Here is an 18840-nt window from a genome sequence, read left to right as displayed (position 1 = left end):
GATCAGTCGATCGGGATTTTTTTTATAACCTCCTTTTATTTGGATTCAAATTAAAATAGCTGATAAGTTCATCATATCTTGACCCCATGTCCCGATAATATACTAAGACTTCATATTCATTCTCTGTTTCAAAATAACTCCCTTCAATAGGTAGCATATCCCACCCCTCCTGACCTTTATAAGCAAATTGATAATCATACCACCCTTGTTTCAAAAGCAAAGTGGTTTCATAGGCATTTCTTTTCTTATTTAAAGTCATTTTTGCATCAGGACTAAAGCCCCACTCAGAGAGAGCCCCTACAAGATAAGGGGTATCATTAATTCCATCTGCATCCAGACTGAAGGTCATGATCATATATTCACTTTCCAACTCATAATTCTGACGTTCCATGTTCATGATGGCATATTGACCGTTGAGGTCCAGGTATTGAGAGTAAACTCCCGCAGGCCGTAATTTATCAAGTAAACCTTCCGCAAATACTGCATCCTCTTCTACCCTAACATTCCTTATGTTAACTCCCCTTGCCCTCATGAACCTTAGATCCACAAACCTGAATTCATTACCAGCAAAAAACGCATTGCGCCCATCAAAAAGGTTATATTCCAGCATCTTGGTATCTTCTCTGAGCATAGTCGGTTTCTTAAGGACTTTTATATTATCCCACCTTTGGTTTTGCCTGATTACCACTCTTAGGTTATTGATAGGATCAAATAACTCCCTTCCCTTATAATTGACATTCACATTGATCTGTTGTACCTGTCTGCGCATCTCTGTTTGACTGGGGGGAACAACCCGTGCCGCAAGATTGACCATGTTTTGAAAGACCATAAACCTTCTTGTGATGATAGGTTGATTTTGGTCCCTCCCTCTATAAACCATCACGGCATAATTGCCGGATTTTTTGACCTGGGGAATGGTAAACCTGTAATGGATATAAGGAATACGGGTATCAATTGAATAATCGTATGAAGTCACATTAAACTCATTGTAGGCATCAAGGTATTCTGGCTCTTTAAGGTCAGAAGGTGTCCAGTCCATATTGCAATGGATAATCTTTACTGAATACATATCAGGGTCGTAGGCAAGATCATCAAAATACAATACAAGCGGAATATTTCCCCCCAACTGTATTACAGGAGAATTCATTTGTGCCTCTAAATCTCCCCGCATGGGAAAGAGTCTTACAGACTGGATGTTTTCTTCAAAAATCCTATCATAAATAATTTTGTTTGCCTGACCAAAGGTGAAGCCATACCATAGAAAAAATATAAAAAGAATAAGAATTCTGCGCATCATCATTAAGTTCTTTTGAGTTTCACAAACAAATCCTGGGCCATTATCTGATATTTTCCTGTAAGGCCCCAATCAGTTCTACGAGCTGCTCCCATTCACTGTTCAATAAATCCTCATTCTGTTTCAAATTTTGATATTCACGGTTTAATGTTTCCAATTTTGAAGGGTCTGAAAAGTTTTCAGGATTTGCCAAGGCTGCCTCCAACTCACTTTTTTGGGATTCACATGCCATGATTCTCTCCTCCAATTGGGCCAGTTCCTGTTCCTTTTTCTTGAGTTCCTTTTTATTTTGTTGGAGCTCTACATCATTATACACTTTCTTTTTGGGCTCTGCCTTGCTTTTTTCAACTTGAATACTGGATCCTTGATTTTCCAGCTGCTGTGATTTCCAATAGACAAACTCCTCATAAGATCCGGGATATTCTTTGATTTGATGCGCTTCGATATACCAGATTTTATTGGCCACTCCCCTGATAAAGTGCCTGTCGTGCGAAACAGTGATAAAAGTACCTTCGTATTGCTGCAGTGCCTGGATAAGAATATTGACTGACTGCATATCCAAGTGATTGGTAGGTTCATCAAGCAGCAGAAAGTTCGCCTCCGAAATAAGGGTTTTTGCCAGAGCTACCCTCGATTTCTCACCTCCAGAGAGTACTTTGATTTTTTTGAACACATCTTCATTGGTAAATAGAAAGCATCCCAAAACATTCCTAAGTTCTGTGTCGGTCTTTCCCGAACCTGCCTGTTGTAATTCCTGGAGAATTTCATTGTCCACATTCAATGCTTCCAACTGATGTTGGGCATAAAATGACTTGATGACATTGTGCCCCTGTTCCCTTTTCCCTTCTAATTTTTCTGTACCGTCGATGATCCTCAAAAGGGTTGATTTTCCCTTTCCATTAGCACCGATCAAGGCTATTTTATCCCCTCTTTCGATTCTTGCTGAAGTATTTTTAAGAATGCATAAATTCCCATAAGCCTTGGAAACATGATCCAAAACAACTACATCCCGACCTGATTTTTGGGAGAACTTAAATTTAAAATTTACCGCAATATTGTCATCCACTACCTCTGCTACCCTATCCATTTTGTCCAACGCTTTGATGCGTGATTGGACTTGATTGGACTTGGAAGCTTTGGCCCGGAAACGCTCAATAAAGCGTTCCGTTTGCTTGATCATCTGTTGCTGGTTTTCATAAGCGTTTTGCTGTATTTCCATCCTTTCTTTTTTTTCCGATTGGTAGAAAGAATAATTACCAGCATATACCGTAAGTGTTCCATTGGAAACCTCTACCGTGGTATCTATACAATTATCAAGGAATTCCTTGTCGTGGGAAACTACAATTACAGCCCCTTCATAGGTCCTTAGGTAATTTTCCACCCATTGGATGGAGGGAAGATCCAGGTGGTTGGTTGGTTCATCCAACATTAGCAACGATGGCTTTTCCAAAAGCAATTTAGCCAACATCACCCTCATTCTCCATCCTCCGGAAAAAGTTTTGAGCGGCCTTTTTAGGTCCTCAGTAGAAAAACCAATCCCCTCCAAGACCTCTTCTGCCTTGGCCTTGATGGTATAGCCTTCATTGGCCTCAAACTGATCCTGTAATTTGGCAAGCTTATGGATTATTTCTTCTGAATAATCGGTTTCCATCTGTTTAAGGACCATATCTATTTCCTCCTGTAATTGAAGGGTGGCCTTAAATGCTTCTAAAGCAACATCCAAGATGCTGTCCTCAGACTGATAAGAAAGCAGGTCCTGGTTGAGAAACCCAATGGTACAGTCCTTAGCCTTTTGGATTTCTCCAGAGCTTGGCTGATAGTCCCCATTGATCAGTTTGAGCAACGTAGATTTACCGGTCCCGTTCAGTCCGACAAGGCCGATTTTATCTTTTGGTTTGATATGCAAAGAGGCATTTTCATATAGGGCTCTGCCTCCGATAAAATAGGAAAGATTATTGATAGATAACATGCTTCAAATTCGGGTCAACACTAAACCAGTCGGCTAAATTAACAAAGTATGCTGAGTTTGGATTCCAGATTACCTTTTAAATTAGCTTTTGTTGTGTGTAATACACCAATTTTATCACTTATTGAATTTACCCAACAATACATGAAAGATTTGGTTAAATTGACAATGAATCAAAAAAAACACTAGATGGTAAGACATTTGTTCTTAAGCTTTTTTATCCTGGTCAGTTACTCCTGCTCGGGACAAAACAAAAAAAACAATTATGTACAGCTGGAGACCATAAAGCTACCGCCGGGTTTTCAGATTTCGGTTTGGGCTGAGGATGTTCCCGATGCAAGGTCATTGGCCATGAATGCAGACGGCAGCGTTATCTTTGTTGGCAATAGACAAGGTAAAAACGTATATGCCCTTCAGGACAGTAATGGAGACGGGAAAGCTGACAAAAGGTACACATTAGCTTCAGGTTTAAGGATGCCCAATGGGGTAGCCTTCAAAGATGGTGACCTGTATGTGGCAGAGGTAAGTAGGATCTTAAGGTTCAGAAACATAGAAAAGAACCTTGAGAATCCAAAATTCGAAGTGGTATATGACCAATATCCAGATAAAGCCCATCATGGTTGGAAATTCATTGCTTTTGGCCCGGACGGTATGCTCTATGTACCTGTGGGCGCTCCCTGCAATATTTGCGATCCCGAGGAAATATTTGCTTCGATTACCAGGATTGATGTCAATTCCTCTAATATAAAACCTGAAATCTTTGCAAAGGGTGTAAGGAACACTGTTGGATTTGCCTGGCATCCCAAAAGCAAAGAATTATGGTTCACAGATAATGGCAGAGACATGATGGGGGATGACTTTCCGGATTGCGAATTGAATCATGCTCCTCAAAAAGGCATGCATTTTGGCTATCCCTATTGGCATGCAGGTGATATAAAAGACCCGGAGTTTGGCAATAAAGGAAAGGATAAAAATGCATATGTGGCGCCTGCTGCCAAAATGGGCCCTCATACTGCACCTTTGGGCATGCGGTTCTATACTGGCAACCAATTCCCTGAAAAATACCGAAACAATATTTTTATTGCCAAACACGGATCTTGGAACCGAAGCAAAAAAATTGGATATCAGCTCACGCATGTCATCTTAGACGGCAACCAAAAAGTAGTCAAAGAAGAAGTTTTTGCTGAAGGTTGGCTAAACCATGCCACTCAGGATGTCTGGGGAAGGCCGGTGGATGTCCTTCAGCTTCCTGATGGAAGTTTACTGGTATCTGACGATATGGCCAATTGTATTTATAAGATAAGTTATAAGAATTAGTAGAAAGGTGAAGGGGAAAAGGTAAATTGATTTTGCTGGTCTTTTCACCTTTTCCCTGATTCCTTTCCTCTTTTTTTAATTCATTAAACTCTCGATTTCTTCTGCTTCAATTGGAATATTACGCATCAGGTCAAGATATCCATCTTGTAGGATCACTATGTTATTTTCAAGCCGAATGCCCAACCCCTCTTCCCTGATGTAGATGCCGGGCTCAACGGTAAAAACCATCCCTGGAGCAATAGGTTCATGCATGGTGCCTACATCGTGGACATCTAGCCCTAAATGGTGGGAAGTCCCATGCATGAAGTATTTTTTGAAGGCAGGCCATTTAGGGTCTTGGTTTTTGATATCAGTCTGATCCAAAAGCCCCAAACCAATGAGTTCGGACTGCATCATCAAGCCTACTTCTTTGTGGTAATCCTGTATATTTATCCCAGGTCTCAGGATTTCCATTGCTCCTCTTTGAACCCGTAGCACAGCATCATAGACTTGTCTTTGCCTTTTGGAGAATTTGCCATTTACCGGGATAGTCCTTGTCATATCGGCATTATAGTTTCCATATTCCGCCCCTACATCCAGCAAAATAAGTTCACCTTCCTTACATATTTCTTTATTTTCAATGTAGTGCAGTACACAGGCATTGGCCCCGGAAGCAATTATCGGTTCATAGGCAAAGCCTTTGCTTCTGTTTCTAATAAATTCATGGATAAATTCAGCTTCAATCTCAAATTCTGCAACTCCAGGTCTTACAAAAGAAAGAACTCTTCTAAATCCTTTCTCAGTAATATCACAGGCAATCTGCAATTGGTCAATTTCTTCCTGCTCCTTCACTCCTCTTAATTGGTGCATCAGCGGAGCTAATCTATGAAAATGATGGAGCGGATATTTTTCTTTACATTTTTTTATAAACCTGGCATCCCTGGTTTCCACTTGGATATCTGCCCGAAGATGCTCATTGGTATTCAATAAAACATGTTGGCTCAGTGCCATCAAAGTATTGAAAACATTATCAAAGCTTCCAAGCCACTGGATATTTTCAATCCCAGAAGCTTCATAAGCCTCTTCCTTGGTGTACTTATGCCCTTCCCAGACCGCAATGTGTTCATTGGTCTCTCTTAGAAAGAGGATTTCCCTCATATTCGGATCAGGAAAATCCGGACAAAGCACCAAGATGGTTTCTTCCTGGTCAATTCCGCAAAGGTAAAATAGGTCATTATTTTGCCTAAAACGCATGGTCCCGTCGGCATTGGTGGGCATGATATCATTGGAATGAAATACAGCTACTGATTTAGCTGGAAATTTCTCAATTAATTTTTTCCTGTTTTTGATATAAAGACTTTTTGGAAGAGGCGAATACTTCATATTTAAGTATATTTTCAAATGTTTGGATTACCGTGAAATTATTAACACGGACAATATAAGGGTTAATAAAGCCCTAAATTATCAATTCAGTCCGGCTTTAAAAAAAACCTTCCCTGAAATTGAATCTTTGGAATATTGAAAAAAGAGTTTTGAAAGTCTTTTAATTTTGTACCTTGAGGAGAGGAAATAGGATTACATGCAGTACAATTTAAAGCAGTTAGCAAACGGGATACGAATTGTTCACCAGGAAGTCAACCATACCAGAATTGTCCATTGTGGTTTTGTCCTCAATATTGGTAGCAGAGATGAATCTAAAGAGGAAGAGGGTATAGCTCATTTTTGGGAACACATGGCCTTCAAAGGCACCAGGAAAAGAAAGGCCTTTCACATCATAAACAGGCTTGAATCATTGGGTGGTGAACTCAATGCCTATACTACGAAGGAGAAAATCTGTTTTTACTCCAGCGTATTAAAAGAGCATTATGGTAAAGCTGCCGAATTGCTTTTTGATATCACCTTCAATTCTACCTTTCCCCAAAAACAGATAGAAAAGGAAAGACAGGTAATATTGGAAGAAATGGCCATGTACAGAGATTCTCCTGATGATTCTCTTCAAGATGACTTTGACGAAATGGTTTTCGAAGGCCATGCCTTGGGCAGAAACATCCTGGGCAACGAGGACACAGTCAGTAAATTCAAGCAGGAGGATTTTTTTGATTTTGTTTCGACCCGATTGGATACCACACAAATTGTGTTTTCAGTAATAGGGAACATTACTTTCGAAAAAGCGCTACAAAAAATTGAAGGACTACTTGGCGAGGTTCCATTAAAAAGAAGCCTTTATATCAGGAGCGGTTTTTCTAATTACCAGGCCAAAAACAAAATGGTAAAGAAGGATATCACCCAAGCACACTGTGCTTTAGGAAAACCTGCCTATTCCATGTACGATCCCAGAAGATTTAAGCTTTATTTGCTGAATAACATACTCGGTGGCCCCAGTATGAACTCCCGCTTAAATATGGCACTGAGAGAAAAGCACGGTTATGTTTACAGTGTTGAATCCCATTACCAAACCTATTCAGATACTGGTTTTTTTGGTGTATTCTTTGGAACTGAGCAAAAGACAGCCAATAAGGCCAAAAAACTTGTCCTCAAAGAAATGGAGAAGCTTCGGAAAGTAAAAATGGGGACTCTCCAACTCCATATGGCAAAAGAGCAAGCAATAGGTCAGATGGCGATGGCCGAAGAAAATTACGCAGCCTTGATGCTGGTGTATGGAAAAAATCTTTTGGACAAAGACAGGATAGATTCTCTGGATACTATATTTGAAATCATAAGAAGTTCCACAGCTGAAGAATTGATGGATATCGCCAATGAAATATTTGATCCCAAACAGATGAGCTATTTAACCTACTTACCTTCCTGACATGGAATTCATTTCACCTGAATTATTGGCCTATTGTGAACAGCACAGTACTGAAGAAGATCCTTTACTGAAATGGGTTAAAAGGGAAACACATGCAAAAGTACTCATGCCCAGGATGATTTCCGGGCATTTGCAAGGGAAGACACTCGAACTTCTTGTCAAGCTATTGAATCCCAAGACCATCCTTGAAATCGGCACCTATACTGGCTATTCAGGCATATGCATGGCCAGGGGTTTAGGGCAGGACGGAAAGCTCATTACCTTGGATATCAATGATGAATTGGAAACAATGGTCAGGAATTTCTTTGAAAAATCAGGATTAAGCCATAAAATTGACTACAGATTGGGAGACGCTATAGAAATTATTCCTTCCTTGGAAGGAAATTTTGATATGGTCTTTATCGATGCGGATAAAAATAATTATATTAACTACTACAATCTGGTAATAGACCGTGTAAGCCCTGGTGGAATTATTATTGCAGACAATGTTCTTTGGTCGGGAAAAGTCGTTTTAAAAGAAGGCCAGAAAATCGATAAAGACACAAAAATTATCTTGGAATACAACTGTATGGTACAGGAAGACCCACGGGTAGAAAATGTACTTTTACCTATTAGAGATGGCTTAATGATAGCGAGAAAGTTATGAAAAATATAAAAAGTCAATTGTTTCGACGTCCCCTTATTCAAATTTTGTTCCTTCTTTTGTCTTTTGAAACTTTGGCCCAAGTGCCCCAGGTTCCTAAAGAAATGCAATTTGCTGACCTGACAATAAGAATCAATGAACAGGCCAGACGGGAAATTCAGCTGGATGTGGATGCCCTTCACCGCAATCAGATATACTTCAAAAGCAAGGCAGACAGGGCCAATCTTTACCTGCCATTAGTGGAAAGGGAATTAAGAGAATCTGGGGTGCCTGATGATTTTAAATATCTGGTAATCCAGGAATCAAGTCTTATTCCTGATGCAGTTTCCAGCTCCAATGCAGTGGGATTCTGGCAATTCAAGCAAGGAACAGCCGAAGAAGTTTTTTTGAGAGTAGATAATCAGATCGATGAGAGAAAAAACATAGTGTCTTCAACAAGAGGCGCTGCTCTTTATCTCAAGAAAAACAATACCCAATTTGATAATTGGATGTGTGCCCTTGTCTCTTATCAAATGGGACTGGGAGGAGCTAAAGCCTATTTTGGAAGCCAGTTTAACGGCAAAAAAGTTGTCGATGTAGACAGAAATTCACATTGGTATTTCAAGAAGTTTCTTGCACATAAAATTGCTTTTGAAAATCATGCAGGCGCAAATTTTGTAAGCAACACCGGTTATTTGGAAGAAGTACGTATTCAAGGACCTTCTTCCCTGCAAGACCTTTCAAGTCGTTTGGGAATAAGTGAAGACCACCTTAGGGAATATAATAAATGGATAGGAAGAGGTGATATTCCGAGTGACAAAACCTATTCCGTGGTTTACTTGAAACAGGGAACACCTCCTGCGAGACCCATAGTGGCCCAAAGAGAAAGTTCAAGTACCGGCCAGCAACAAACCCAAACCCCTACTTCCGGTTTCCCTAGAATATCAGGAAATCAACAAAGTGCCACTGCCCCAAACCAAATCAAAGTCAACAACATTGAAGGGGTACGTGCAGCCAACTCGGTTTCACAGGCCAGTTTTGCAAAACAGGTAGGAATGAAACCCAATAAATTCAGGAAACTGAATGATCTGGACAAAAATGACCCGGTAGTGGCAGGCCAATATTATTACCTGGACAAAAAAGCTACCAAAGCGGATGTGGCCAATCACGTAGTGATGCCAGGAGAAACACTATGGTCCATTTCTCAGAAATATGGTATTAGGTTGGCAGCACTAAAAGCCAAGAACAGGATCAGGGATGACATAGATTTATCCCCAGGAATGATCCTTAATCTTCAGGAACCTAGAAAAAGGGGTGAAGATTTCGTGATGGTTTCCGGTTCCGAATACAGGAAAATGTTGGAAGCTTTATCTGCTAACCAAACACAGACAAACCAAGCAACAGCTACTTCTCAAACCAGTACGCCTGCATCACAACCAAGTACTACAGTAACTCCAAGTACGGCACCGGTTACAAGAACCCCTGAGCCTGTAAGGACAGAACCAAGCAGAACTGAGCCTGCAAGAACTGAGCCTGTCCGAACTGAAACCACTGCACCTGTAAGGACTCCTGAGCCTACGAGGTCAACGGAGACTGTAAACAGAACTCAGCCGTCAAGTACCTCATCATCTTCAAGGACAGTTCATACCGTGTCTCCAGGGGAAACCTTATTCAGAATAAGTCAAAACTACGGAGTAAGTGTGGATGATCTTAAGAGATGGAATAATCTACCCGACAATACCATAAAAGTAGGACAGGAAATCATCATCAACCCTTCAGGCACTTCTACCCAGAGCCGTGCAACAACTCCTAGCAGTACATCTTCAAGTGGGACAATTGTTCATACCGTTAGCCCGGGAGAAACATTGTTCCGATTGAGCCAAAACTATGGCGTAAGTGTAGATGATATCAGAAAATGGAACAATTTACCTGATAACACTATCCAGGTGGGGCAAAAAATAACCATCATTAAACCCTGATTTTTTGGGAATATATATAGATGATTAAGAGGCTTACGCTTATAATAATTTTATTAGCAGGGTCCTTGGGTTTATCAAGAGCCCAAGACCCTGCTATTTTGGCTGATACGCTTTTGATAGCCGGAGACACCATCATTATGATAGGTGATTCAATCATAGTCAAGCAAAAAATCAGACCTATATATTGGGAAAAAGGGGGGAATTTTAACCTCAGCATCCAGCAAGTCAGCCTTTCCAACTGGAACGCAGGCGGGGCCAGTAATATGGCTCTAAATTCAGGCCTTGCAATGTTTGCCAATTATAAAAAGGATAAGATCATCTGGGACACCAAACTCAATATTAACGCAGGTTTCAACAGACAGGCTGACAGGAGATTCAAGACCAGGAAGACCAATGATAACTTTATTTTCATTAGTAAGTATGGCAGGGAACTGACCGAACTCTGGTATCTTTCTACACAGATAGATGCAAGAACACAGTTATTGGAGGGGTTTAGGTATTTTAGACCCGCAGGGGCGGAACAGGACTCCCGAAGTCAGATTTCAGATTTTCTTGCACCGGCTTATCTCCAGTCCTCTACAGGTTTGAATTATCGAAAAGAGTACAAAAACAAGGACAGGTTATCTATAATAGCATCTCCGTTTACCGGAAGATTTACAGTAGTGTTGGATGATTCCCTCAGCAGGGCCGGAGCATTCGGGGTGGTACCTGGAGAAGCCGTGAGAGCGGAGGCAGGTATATCCATTGGTTCGACCACAGATTTTCAAATTATCGAAAATGTACGATGGAGGGCAGATTTAAACCTCTTCTCCAATTTTGAAAAACTGGGCAACTTTGTTGTCAACTTCAATTCCCTGATCACGATGCGGGTGAATAAGTATATTTCAACGCGGATTGAGACTATCCTAATTTATGATGAAAGTGTACTCATTCAACAGGACAGTGGCCCACCCCAACAGGCGATACAACTCCAGAACATGATCAATTTTGGACTGACTCTGGACTTCTAAAAGTCCGTTTCAAGTCCAAATCTTTTTTGTAATTCTATCAAGGCGGGGGATTTTCCCTTTAAATATTGCAGTTTATCGGTACTGGTGTAGAGTTTCTTCTTCCCATCAATAACTTCCTCCACAATCACGGAATCTAAGTGAATACTATAATTGTTCAGCTTCCTTCTCAACAGTTGAAAGACTTCCGGCTTTATTTTCTGAAAAATATCCTGCTGGATTTCACCGTTCAGTTTAAAAGTTATGGTCTCCCCTGTCAATTCCACTGGTTGCTTTAAGACAGTGGTTTCAAGGTTTTTGTGCTGTTCTTTGTAAGTAAAAATAATCTCCTGTAAGATACTGTTCAATTTTTGTAGGTCAAATTCCTCTGCCAATTGGGGATTCAGACTGACTTTTTCGTCCTCCTTTTTCAACTCTGTCTGTTGAACTTCAGGCTGAGGCTTTTCTTGGACCATTTTCCGCGTAGCCATCAAACTGGAAGGAATGGCTATCGTTTTTTGTACCGGGGTTTTCTTGGCAGCAAAAGGATTGGCTTCTTTAAAAAGGGACGGGGCAACAGTTCCGTTACCATTTGGGCTTTGCTCTTGGTCAATCAGACTTTTTTTTTTGATTCTTCCTGTGCCAATGCAGCTAAGCTTAGGGCTTGTGGCAGTTTGGCCAATTTCATCAAAGCCAATTCCACATGAAGCCTTTGGTTTTTGCTTGCCTTATAATGGATATCGCATTGGTTACAGATATTCAATGCTGAAAGCAAAAAAGAAATACTGCTGTTTTTTGATTGATCTAAATACCTTTCTTTGGTAGCCTCAGAAACCTGAATAAGCTCAACAGTGGCTGGATCTTTACAAACCATCAGGTCTCGTAGGTGTTCGGTCAGGCCAATGATAAAGTTGTGTCCATCAAATCCTTTTTTGAGGATCTCATCAAAAGTGAGCAGTACATTGGAAATATTACCTGCCAATAGGGCATCGACTACTTTGAAATAATAGTCATAATCCAAAATATGCAGATTATTGATTGTCTCTTGGTAGGTAACCTTATTTCCAGCTGAATAAGTTACGATAAGGTCAAAAATTGATAAGGCATCCCTCAAAGCTCCATCTGCCTTGGTAGCGATGAGTCTAAGTGCTTCGTCCTCAGCTTCGATATTTTCTTCCCTGGATATATATTTCAGGTGATCAGTGATGTCATTGATCTGAATCCTGTTGAAGTCAAAAATCTGACAACGTGAAAGGATGGTGGGAATGATTTTGTGCTTTTCCGTGGTAGCCAATATGAAAATGGCATACTTAGGAGGCTCTTCCAAAGTCTTCAAAAAGGCATTGAAAGCCTGATTAGAAAGCATGTGCACCTCATCTATGATGTACACTTTGTATTGACCCTGCTGAGGTGCATATCTCACCTGATCTACCAGGTTTCTGATATCATCAACGGAGTTATTGGACGCAGCATCCAGCTCATGTACATTGAAGGAAGCATTATTGTTAAAAGCCTTGCAGGAGTCACATTGGTTACAGGCTTCAAATTCAGGAGTAAGGTTCTGGCAGTTGATGGTTTTTGCAAGAATCCTTGCACAAGTAGTCTTCCCTACCCCTCTTGGGCCACAAAAGAGGAAAGCCTGAGCCAAATGGTTGTTTTTAATGGCATTTTTCAAAGTAGTAGTAATATGGCCCTGGCCTACCACACTTTTGAAATTGGAAGGTCTATACTTTCTGGCAGAAACAACAAAATTTTCCATCACCGCAAGATATAAAATTATTGGAATTATGTTCCCTGAAAAAAAATCATTGTTGCTCGATTTTTCTGTAAAGCATTCATTTTAAGGTATTTTAAAATTGAATGGTTTTTTCAGGATAAAAACCTATTATCAAAAATGATTGCTTTTCCTGTCAGGAACTTTTTTCCCTTTATATTTGCTTAATAAGAGTACCCTAATTCAGGGGCTGACCGGTTTTGACAGTAGGTGTGAAGATCGGGCTCGCATGCAGGCTGAAGTATGTACGGCCTTAAAAGATTCATGCAAAGATAACTGGCGAAACTTCTTACGCCATGGCTGCCTAATCTAACCCTAAGGGGATAGATATCGCTTAAAGGGTTGAGTTGCAAGAGTGACTCCCCAGCCACACTCCGCCATTTGTTGCATTGTCCGGATGGATTTGGGGTGTCGATAAGACAATGATGCTTCCCGTGAGGCTACTAAACGGGATTAAGACCAGTGGCTAAGCTGTTGTCCGGTGTGTCACCCAGCAAACAACAGTCGAAAACCCAACAGGTGACTAAGCATGTAGACGGTACGGTGTTTCCCTATCTGGACGCGGGTTCGAATCCCGCCAGCTCCACAACAAAAAATCCTAACTGACATTATTTCAATCAGTTAGGATTCTTGTTTTAAACAGTGGTGCAAAAAGTGGTGCAATTTTTAAAGCTCAATCAACGGTTTTATAAGGATTTAATGGAAACTGGATTCCAAGGTTTTCAAAATCGGATTGATATTTAGATTTCAATTTTTCATAGTTGGAGTTAGATCTATTCTTTTCCATCAATACCCATACATGTTCCTGAATACAATTTGCTGCCTTATCTCTTCTGCCCAAATACATGTTTTTGTTGTACTCATAATACCAGTCTTTTCCCGAGCTTTCAAGAAGCCTTCTGATCTTGCTGACATTGAAGGTCATTCTAATAAAAACCACTATCAAAATAACCTGAATTATAAAAAGCAGAATTATGACTGAATCCATATCATTCCGGTGTCTCAGGAAAAGTTTTCCCTATCTTTTCAAACATTGATTTATACTTGTTTTTTAATACTTCTACCCTCCTTTGCCTTTCAGATTGGACAAATTCATCTTTGTAGATTATCCTTATTTCTGTCCAGGTCAATTCTTTCAGCGCTTCAAATGCCTTTTCATTTTCACCAAAATGGTAATGTTTCCAAAATTGATCTGTCCAGAATTCAGAACTCTTTGAAACTGAATTTTTAATTTTAGCCACATTTACGAAAAGGATGACCACTCCGATTAATAAACCGATATTCAGAATTAAAGGGAGAAATAAATTAAGGTCCTGATCCATGGCTTTTTTTTAAATCCCATATTAGAAAATTTTCAAATAGGAAAAAATCCCCTCTACAGGGTATTTTATAAAAAAAGCCCCCAGGATAGAGGCTTTTTAGGAATATTAAAACAATAAAAAATAATTAATCCAGCCCCAAATCCCTTCCTGATCCACTCTTGGTGTTGATCCTGATTTCTTTAAGTTCAACAACTGCCTGCCTGAGTTCCAGTACTGTTTCAGCCGTATTTCTCTCAATCTGGAACTGGATCTGTAGATTGTCCTGAGCAATCTGCAAATGCCTTTTGTTCACGTCAAAATCTCCCCTCATAATCCCCGCAAGTTCAGAAGCAGTTGCCTCAGTCATTTCCCTCCTGATAGCCCCTGCAAGTCCTTTTTGCGCCACATTTCCTGTTATTCCCGAAAGGTCTATTCCTGTTGCGTTCTGTAGGTCTTCAAAAACCTTGGAATATTCATCTATGATCTTTCCGAACTGTTGCTGGAAATTGGCAATTTCAGAAGCGCTAAGCTCTTCTTCTGAAAGCGAATCCTGGTAAAGCTGTTCCAGCAAAGCATTCAAAGGAGCTTCAAGAAACTTGTATTTGAACCCGCTAAGGATTGCATTTCTCAATATTTCCTCCACATCATCCCCAAAGTCCTCTGCTGCCCTTTTTCCCTGTTGGAATCCTGAAATAATGCTGTCTGCCAGTCCAAGGGAAGTTGCCCCACCTGTGAAAATATCCCTTAGCTGATCATCAATATCCTTCAACTGACTTTCGATTTCCTTGCCGCTGTCCTGTAGCTCCTTAAGTTTTTGGAAAAGCTCTTCCGCTGCCTTGGTAAGCCTTCCTTCAAGGAAAAGTCTTTCTATTTCTTCAAAGCTTTTTCCTGCAAGGCTTCCAAACTCCTGCACTGTCTTTCTTCCAAGATTCAGGAACCCGGTATTCACTGTTTTTTCACCTACTATAAAAAGACTTTCTTCAAGGGCTGCCCTAACAGTCTCTCTCTCCTTGTCCATCCCTTTCCTGAAATCATTCAGTCTTTTCTGCTGGTTTTTTGTGAGATCAACATTGAATTTTGATTCAATGGCTGCTTTATCTACTCCTAACTCGCCCAAATTTTCTTTCAAAACATCCCTTTGTGCCAATAAGGTGTTCAAAGTCTCGTTTTCAATCTTTGCAGATTCCAGGGCTCTTTGCCTTCTCAGTTCGTTTATTTCCAGTTCCCCGAAAATAAGCCTTCTTTGAAATGCAAGCTGGGACCTGATCATTTCAAGCTGCCTTTCATTTATCCTGTTGATGGCATTTATGATCTGGAATATCCCTCCTACTGCTGATCCAATGACACCAAGTCCCGCTGTTGCCATTCCCAGAATATCACCCTTGCCTTCATTGGCTTTGGATGCAATCTGAAATTGGGCAATATTCGCCTTTATGTCCGCAACCCTGCTGAGTGATTCGGAAAGTATTCCCAACATTGTGGAAAGTCCTTTGTTGGATTTCCCTATTTCCCTTGAAATATTTGCAAATTCCTGGGCCATGGTCTTAAGGCCCTGTGGAATCCTCATGTTTGTCTGGATCTCTGCCTGGTTAAGTCTGTCAAGCATATCCCTATAGAAGGCATCAGTAACCCTTCCCTGTCCTCTTAATGCTTCAAGATTGTCCCTAAGGTCATTGATCAGTTTTCTGGAAGCTGCAACGGAAAGTGTTTCAAGACCTCTAAAGAATCTTTGGTAAAGTCCGAGTTTTTGGGCATTGGCATCATCAAGGGCCCCTATTTCTGTTTCATAATTCTGCTTAAGCTGTTCAAGATACTGGTTGTCACCGTTTTCCAACAATTTCTGTCTTTCCAGTTGGTACTTTTCTGTAATCTGGCTTCTTTGTGTCTCATAGTCCTGGACAGTCTTAAGAAATTCATCATACTTTTTCTGCTGGATTCTTTTTTCACTGTCCAGCTCCTTTTGAAGGAATTCAAGCCTTTCATTCTGGACACCTGTCCTTTCCTCAGGATTGATCTGGACAAGCTTGTTATATTCCTCCTGTACAAGATCAAGGTATCTTTTTGCTACATCAAGCTCAGCTGAATACCTTGCTTCTGCTGCCTGTATTCCAAAATCCTTGGCATACACTTCAAGGTCTTCATAAAGCTGCTTTCTTTTTTCAAGCTCCTGTTTTAAAAGGTCTGTTTCGGTTCTGTAACTGATGTCCCCTGTCCTACGCTCTTCCAGCCTGTCAATTCTTTCCATGACACCCTGTCCAAGTCCAGCCTGTTTAGCTGCATCCCTAAGGTCCTCAAACTGTTTCTTTACTTTCTGGATTTCCTGTTCCCTTTTGTCAAAACCTTTAACAAAAGTCTCTGCCTCCATTTTGTTGAGCTCTTCAAGGATTTTTTTCCTTTCCCTTGAAGCATCTTTCAAGGTTTTGTTTTCCTCGGTAAGGCTGTAGGATTTGAGGATGTCATTGACCTTGGAAATCTGCCTTTTCAAACCTTCGATCTGTGGATCATTGGGTGCCAGCTCTTCCAAAAATTCGGTAAGTCCTTTTTTGATCCTTTCAAGATCTGCTTTGTTTTCGGCAAGCTCAATAAGCCTGTTGAAATTCCCTTCTACATTTCCGATAAGAGTATCAAACTCCCTTTGTATGGTTCCTATGGATTCATTTCCTGTCAGGATGTCAGTAAAATCAAAAGCCTCTTTTAATGCTTCTCTCTGCTCTTTAAGGCTCTGGATATTCCTGTCAATCAAAGTTTGGTCATCAACAAAGAAAAGTTCTTTGAAATACTGGCTAATGGACCTTCCGTTGAGCTGGAAAACATTTTTCAGGTTCTGACCTACCTGCTCATAGGTATCGAGTGCATCAACACCTTTTTTCTCAATATCGGTGATCTGATCACCAAGCTTATTGTAAGCCTCAAAAGCCTCTTTGATCTCTACGGATTTTTTGAGAGCTTCTGTATAATCAATTATGGCTTTTTCGGCTTTTCCTGCTGCAATTTCTTCCTGGGTATAACCGTCAATATAATCTCCCAAAATTCCCTGTAGGCCTCTCATGGCACCTTCCTTTTGGGCAATTGTAGCAACCTCGGATTTCAGGACCGCAATAAGTTCGTTGATCTTGTTTTTCTCCTTATCTGCTGCTGCCTCCCCGTCTTTCTGTATATCGTTCAACCTTCTTTGGGAAGCCGTTGCAGAATCAACGGCACTGTTCCAGGAATAAACAGCTCCTACAAGAGCTGCAATAAGAGTAGTAAGCGCAACCAATGGAAGGGCGTTCATGGCAGCTCCCCAAAGAGCTGTTGCCCTTGTCGCAAGTGCTGTTGCTGTTGTGTTGATGGCCTGGGCCGCTGTCATACCTGCTGTGCCTGTGGCCACAAGCTTGGAAGCGGCAAAAGTCAACAATAAAGCAGCTTTATAAGATCCATAGAGTACTACCAGGCTTCCCAATATTTCAACTATTGTTTCATAGTTTTCCACCAAAGAACCAAGGCCCGAAATACCTGCTTTGATTATACCTTCGTTGGATTCCCCGATACTGTTGAGCATCAGTTGAAGTTTGTCCTGTAATCTTGCCACTTCACCGGAAACAGTTTTTGCCTGCTCTTCCATGAGGTTGAAAAATACCCCTCCTTCCTTGGTCATGCTTTCGAATGCCTTGGAAACCTCTGGAAATCCTACTTTACCTGCTGAAACAAGTTCATTTACTCTTTCTTCCGTAACTCCAAACTGTTTGGCCAATTCAGCCACAATAGGAATACCACGGGTGGTAAACTGCCTGATATCCCTTGCAAAAGCACGTCCCTGGGTTTTGAGTGTTCCGTATGCATAAGCAACCTCCTGGAATGTGGAACCGGTACCGGAAGCCACGTTGCCTATTTTCAATAGTTCGCCCCTTACTTCCTCTGCTGCAAATCCATAGGCCAAAAGCTGTTTTGTGGCGTCCGCTACTTCTGTAATGGTAAAAGGTGTTGTGGTTGCCACCTGAACAATTTCCTTGAAAAGAACATTTGCCTTTTCTTTTGATTTCAGGATCGTTGCAAAGGCCACTTCAAGCTGTTCGATTTCACCCCTTACCCTTACTATGTCCGTGATGAATCTTTTTGCACTGGCCAAAGTGAATAGACCTGCAGAGGCTGCAAGGATTCTGTTAAGAACGGCTGAACTGTCCGACATTCCCTTAAGGCTTCTTGAAGCTTTGGTGATTTCACGGTCAAGTTGACGGATTTCTTTAGCAAGCCTTCTTCCGGTTTCGGAATTTTCCCTTTCGGATCTGGAAAGCGCATTGTAAGCGGTTACCATCTGCTGTAGCTTGATCCTTTTTTGATCAATGGAACCGTTGGAAGTGTCCATAAGAGCCCTGTTCCTTGAAAGGCTGTCAGAATACTTTCTAATATTCTCGTTTATTTCAGCATATCTTACGGATAATCCCTGGGTTGCCTGGTTGTATTGTTTTTGGGAAATTGTTCCTCTGTCAAGGTCCCTTTGAAGTTCCTTTTGTGTGAGCTTTACTTTTCCAAGTTCAACCTGGAATGATTGTAGGATTGCCACCTGTTTCTGTATTTCAGGTGTGAGGCTTTTTAGTGCTTCGGCTCCGTCCTGGACAACTGTCCTCGCATTGGTGCTAAGGTTCTTGATTACTTTCTGCTGTCCGATTTCACCTTTCTTTGCGGCATCTTCAATGATGTCCGCAACTTTCTGGGCATCTCTCTGCAGTTGGGATGTATCTATCCTGGCTACCCATCCCAATCCTCCGTCATTGACTTCTACGCTCATTGTTTTTCCTTTTGTGTTAAAAATATTCCTGTGAACAATTTTTGA

The 18840-nt window shown here is 41.0% G+C and carries 13 protein-coding genes and 1 other RNA gene; 6 read left to right on the top strand and 8 right to left on the bottom strand.

Annotation, left to right across the window (positions count from 1 at the left end; genetic code table 11):
- Window positions 1-22: 22 nt before the first annotated feature.
- Together CLV48_RS12255 and CLV48_RS12250 are read right to left on the bottom strand one after the other, a co-directional pair.
- Entirely contained in the window at window positions 23-1294 is a 1272-nt protein-coding gene (locus tag CLV48_RS12255; protein WP_106567669.1) for a type IX secretion system plug protein, read from the bottom strand.
- Window positions 1295-1337: 43 nt separating this feature from the next.
- Window positions 1338-3263: an ABC-F family ATP-binding cassette domain-containing protein gene (locus CLV48_RS12250; protein ID WP_106567575.1), complete on the bottom strand. Its 1926-nt coding sequence runs from the start codon at window positions 3261-3263 to the stop codon at window positions 1338-1340.
- Between the two features lie 186 nt (window positions 3264-3449).
- Between CLV48_RS12250 and CLV48_RS12245 the strand changes: the two genes are divergently transcribed.
- Window positions 3450-4577: a PQQ-dependent sugar dehydrogenase gene (locus CLV48_RS12245; protein ID WP_106567574.1), complete on the top strand. Its 1128-nt coding sequence runs from the start codon at window positions 3450-3452 to the stop codon at window positions 4575-4577.
- A 75-nt stretch (window positions 4578-4652) separates the two neighbouring features.
- Here CLV48_RS12245 and CLV48_RS12240 read toward each other — a convergent pair whose 3' ends face one another.
- Window positions 4653-5939 carry an aminopeptidase P family protein gene (locus CLV48_RS12240; protein ID WP_106567573.1) on the bottom strand — a complete coding sequence of 429 codons (1287 nt, stop codon included), beginning with the start codon at window positions 5937-5939 and terminating at the stop codon, window positions 4653-4655.
- A 196-nt stretch (window positions 5940-6135) separates the two neighbouring features.
- On the opposite strand from CLV48_RS12240, the gene CLV48_RS12235 reads away from it, so the two are divergent.
- The 4 genes from CLV48_RS12235 to CLV48_RS12220 are packed head-to-tail and all read left to right on the top strand — an operon-like array spanning window position 6136 to window position 10976.
- Entirely contained in the window at window positions 6136-7365 is a 1230-nt protein-coding gene (locus CLV48_RS12235) for a M16 family metallopeptidase (RefSeq protein WP_106567572.1), read from the top strand.
- 1 nt (window position 7366) lies between these two features.
- Window positions 7367-8011 carry an O-methyltransferase gene (locus CLV48_RS12230; protein ID WP_106567571.1) on the top strand — a complete coding sequence of 215 codons (645 nt, stop codon included), beginning with the start codon at window positions 7367-7369 and terminating at the stop codon, window positions 8009-8011.
- A complete protein-coding gene (locus CLV48_RS12225) occupies window positions 8008-9966 on the top strand; it encodes a LysM peptidoglycan-binding domain-containing protein (protein ID WP_106567570.1) in 1959 nt (652 codons plus the stop codon). The genes CLV48_RS12230 and CLV48_RS12225 overlap by 4 nt, the downstream gene beginning before the upstream one ends.
- A gap of 20 nt (window positions 9967-9986) precedes the next feature.
- Complete coding sequence (locus CLV48_RS12220) at window positions 9987-10976, top strand: DUF3078 domain-containing protein (RefSeq protein WP_106567569.1); 990 nt, start codon at window positions 9987-9989, stop codon at window positions 10974-10976.
- On the opposite strand, the gene CLV48_RS12215 is transcribed toward CLV48_RS12220, so the two are convergent.
- Entirely contained in the window at window positions 10973-11443 is a 471-nt protein-coding gene (locus CLV48_RS12215; protein ID WP_106567568.1) for a DNA polymerase III subunit gamma/tau, read from the bottom strand. The genes CLV48_RS12220 and CLV48_RS12215 overlap by 4 nt on opposite strands.
- Window positions 11444-11565: 122 nt before the next feature.
- Window positions 11566-12711 (bottom strand): DNA polymerase III subunit gamma/tau, encoded by a 1146-nt coding sequence (locus CLV48_RS12210; RefSeq protein ID WP_106567567.1) that lies wholly within the window; start codon window positions 12709-12711, stop codon window positions 11566-11568.
- A gap of 201 nt (window positions 12712-12912) precedes the next feature.
- Between CLV48_RS12210 and ssrA the strand changes: the two genes are divergently transcribed.
- Window positions 12913-13315: a transfer-messenger RNA gene (gene ssrA, locus CLV48_RS12205) on the top strand.
- Between the two features lie 84 nt (window positions 13316-13399).
- Here the strand turns inward: ssrA and CLV48_RS12200 are convergent.
- The 3 genes from CLV48_RS12200 to CLV48_RS12190 all read right to left on the bottom strand — a co-directional run bounded on the left by CLV48_RS12200 (window position 13400) and on the right by CLV48_RS12190 (window position 18795).
- Complete coding sequence (locus tag CLV48_RS12200; protein WP_106567566.1) at window positions 13400-13714, bottom strand: hypothetical protein; 315 nt, start codon at window positions 13712-13714, stop codon at window positions 13400-13402.
- Between the two features lies 1 nt (window position 13715).
- On the bottom strand, window positions 13716-14048 hold the full coding sequence (locus CLV48_RS12195) for a hypothetical protein (protein WP_106567565.1): 333 nt from the start codon (window positions 14046-14048) through the stop codon (window positions 13716-13718).
- A 124-nt stretch (window positions 14049-14172) separates the two neighbouring features.
- Window positions 14173-18795, bottom strand: coding sequence for a tape measure protein (locus CLV48_RS12190; protein ID WP_106567564.1), 4623 nt, complete (start codon window positions 18793-18795; stop codon window positions 14173-14175).
- Window positions 18796-18840: the final 45 nt, after the last annotated feature.

Origin of the sequence: Cecembia rubra, assembly GCF_003014575.1 — a bacterium.
In the GTDB taxonomy this organism is placed as follows: domain Bacteria; phylum Bacteroidota; class Bacteroidia; order Cytophagales; family Cyclobacteriaceae; genus Cecembia_A; species Cecembia_A rubra.
Note: the sequence above shows the minus strand (reverse complement) of the source record. Positions and strands in the feature narration are given on the sequence as shown.